The organism is Mesorhizobium sp. M7A.F.Ca.CA.002.05.1.1 (genome assembly GCF_003998335.1).
GTDB lineage: Bacteria > Pseudomonadota > Alphaproteobacteria > Rhizobiales > Rhizobiaceae > Mesorhizobium.
Window position 1 is genome coordinate 1 of sequence record NZ_RZQI01000842.1, and the last position, 2,558, is coordinate 2,558.

Here is a 2,558-nt window from a genome sequence, read left to right on the forward strand (position 1 = left end):
GCGCCTGCTGCAAGATCCTCGGCCAGCCGTCGCCGCAGCCGGTCGAGATCTTCGGGCCTGGCGCCGGCATTGCCGTGCGCAAGGGCGAAACCGACCTGGTCAACAAGCTCAACTCGGCCATCGACGCCATTCGCGCCAATGGAAAATACAAGGAAATCAACGACAAGTACTTCAAGTTCGACGTCTATGGCGCCGAGTCCTGATAAAGGTCAAGACGGCGGGGAATTTCCCCGCCGTCTTTCTATTCGTCTCAGGAATGCCGTGGAGATAAGACCGGCCAATGCCAGCCCAGAGCATATGGACACTTCTCAGTTGGGGACCCGAAGGCTGGCTTGACGATATTGCCTATGGCGCACTGATCACCATTGCGCTTGCGCTTGCCACGCTGCCCATCGGATTGACGATCGGCTTTTTCATTGCCCTCGCCAAGCAGTCCGAAGAACCCTCGCTGCGCCTTGCCGCCAACATCTACACCACGGTCTTTCGCGGCCTGCCGGAGTTGGTGACGCTTTTCCTGTTCTTCTTCGGCATGCCGATCCTGCTGCAGCATCTCGTCAGGTATTTCCGGCCGGACACCACCATCGACGTCAACAGCTTCGTCGCCGGCATGATCGTGCTTGCGCTGATCTTCTCGTCCTATGCCAGCGAGGTTTTTCTTTCCGCCTTCCGCGCCATTCCCAAAGGCCAGTATGAAGGCGGCTATGCCATTGGTCTTTCGAACTGGCTGACCATGCGCAAGGTGATCGTGCCGCAGCTGCTGCGCATCGCGTTCCCCGGCCTGGAGAACTGCTGGCTCAGCCTGCTCAAGGACACATCGCTGGTGTCGGTCGTCGGCCTGGCCGAGACGCTGCGTAACGCTAGCATTGCCGCCCGCGTCACCAAGCATGCTTTCCTGTTCTTCGGTGTCGCCTCGCTGGTCTTTCTTGGCCTGGCCGTCCTGTCGTCCTTCGCCACCAGCGCTATTCTGCGCTCGCTTGGCCGGCAGGAGGCGCAGCGTTGAGCGCCACGGCCGCAATGGTCGAACGTCCGCCGCCACGGGCTCGCGGCTGGCCGCGCAGGCGTATCGCCGGTTACGCGCTGGTCTGCCTGTGGATTTTGTTCGGCATTGGCATCGTCAGCTATCTGGTTCTTGCCTGGAACCCTGAGTTCTTCGCCAAATATGCGCCCGCCTATTTGAGCGGGCTTGGGGTTACGCTCGCGCTGGTTTCCATATCGATGGTGCTCGGCGCGATTCTGTCGGTGCCCGTCGCTTATGGGCGCATGTCCAAGAACCGGATCCTGTCCGGCCTCGCCTATTGCTACGTCTATTTTTTCCGCGGCACGCCGCTGCTGGTCCAGACCTATCTCGTCTATTACGGATTGGGCTCGTTCAGGGTCGAGCTCCAGTCGATCGGCCTCTGGGACTTTTTCAAGGACGCGTTCAATTGCGGCGTCTTTGCGTTTGCGCTCAACACCGCCGCCTACCAGGCCGAAATCCTGCGCGGCGCCATCGAGAGCGTGCCAAGAGGGCAATGGGAAGGGGCGGCATCGCTTGGCCTGCACAAACTGCAAACCTTGCGCAAGATCATCCTGCCGCAAGCCTTGATCGTCGCCTTGCGGCCCTATGGCAACGAACTGATCCTGATGGTCAAGGCTTCCGCCATCGTCGCCATCATCACGGTCTATGATCTGATGGGCAATGCCAAGCTCGCCTTCGCCAACTCGTTCGACATCCAGGCCTATATCTGGGTCGCGCTCGTCTATCTGGTGATGGTCGAGATATTGCGTCATGGCGTCGAATGGATCGAGCGCCGGATCACCGTTCACCTGAAACGCTGACTATTTTCAAATTCAGCTGCACCAGTCGATCCTGCCCTGCGCATCTTGACGAATTGCGCGCAGAGCCTAGACGTCTCGCAGCAAATTCCGTTTCTGAAGGGCAAGCTCATGGCATCTGTTGCATTTCTCGGTCTTGGCGTGATGGGCTATCCGATGGCCGGGCACTCGAAGAACAAGGGCGGCCATGACGTCACCGTCTACAACCGCACCAAGGCCAAGGCCGAGCAATGGGTTGGCCAGCATGGCGGTAGCCTTGCGGCGACGCCAGCACAGGCCGCCGAAGGCAAGGATTTTGTCTTCTCCTGTGTCGGCAATGACGACGATTTGCGTTCGGTGACGACCGGTCCGGAAGGCGCCTTCAAATCGATGAAGAAGGGTTCGGTCTTCATCGACAACACCACGGCCTCGGCCGAGGTCGCTCGCGAGTTGGCGGCGGCGGCGCAAGTCGGTGGTTTTTCGTTTCTCGACGCGCCTGTCTCGGGCGGCCAGGCCGGCGCCGAGAACGGCGTGCTGACCGTCATGGTCGGCGGCGAGCAGGACGCTTTCGACAGAGCGAAGCCTGTCATCGACGCTTTTGCCCGCATGGTCGGCTTGATGGGGTCGGCCGGTGCCGGCCAGCTCACCAAGATGATCAACCAGATCACCATAGCCGGCCTCGTCCAGGGCCTGGCCGAAGGCATCCATTTCGGCAAGAAGGCCGGGCTCGACATCGAGAAGGTGATAGAGGTGATTTCCAAGGG

Annotated in this window: 4 protein-coding genes; all 4 read left to right on the top strand. The window is 60.2% G+C overall.

The annotated features are described in order from the left end of the window. On the top strand, positions 1–203 hold a 203-nt coding region (locus EN939_RS29310; RefSeq protein ID WP_127271173.1), incomplete at its 5' end, for a transporter substrate-binding domain-containing protein. Between the two features lie 77 nt (positions 204–280). Beyond that, on the top strand, positions 281–1,000 hold the full coding sequence (locus EN939_RS29315; protein WP_127270845.1) for an ABC transporter permease: 720 nt from the start codon (positions 281–283) through the stop codon (positions 998–1,000). After that, positions 997–1,818, top strand: a complete 822-nt coding sequence (locus EN939_RS29320; protein WP_127270843.1) for an ABC transporter permease — start codon at positions 997–999, stop codon at positions 1,816–1,818. Before EN939_RS29315 ends, EN939_RS29320 begins: the two co-directional genes overlap by 4 nt. Positions 1,819–1,926: 108 nt before the next feature. Next, positions 1,927–2,558 (top strand): NAD(P)-dependent oxidoreductase (locus tag EN939_RS29325; RefSeq protein WP_164751318.1); only part of this gene is annotated, 632 nt, incomplete at its 3' end.

What these genes read in the sequence shown, in the direction of transcription:
- EN939_RS29315 (WP_127270845.1), top strand. Translation starts at nt 281, where the DNA reads ATGCCAGCCCAGAGCATATGGACACTTCTCAGTTGGGGACCCGAAGGC.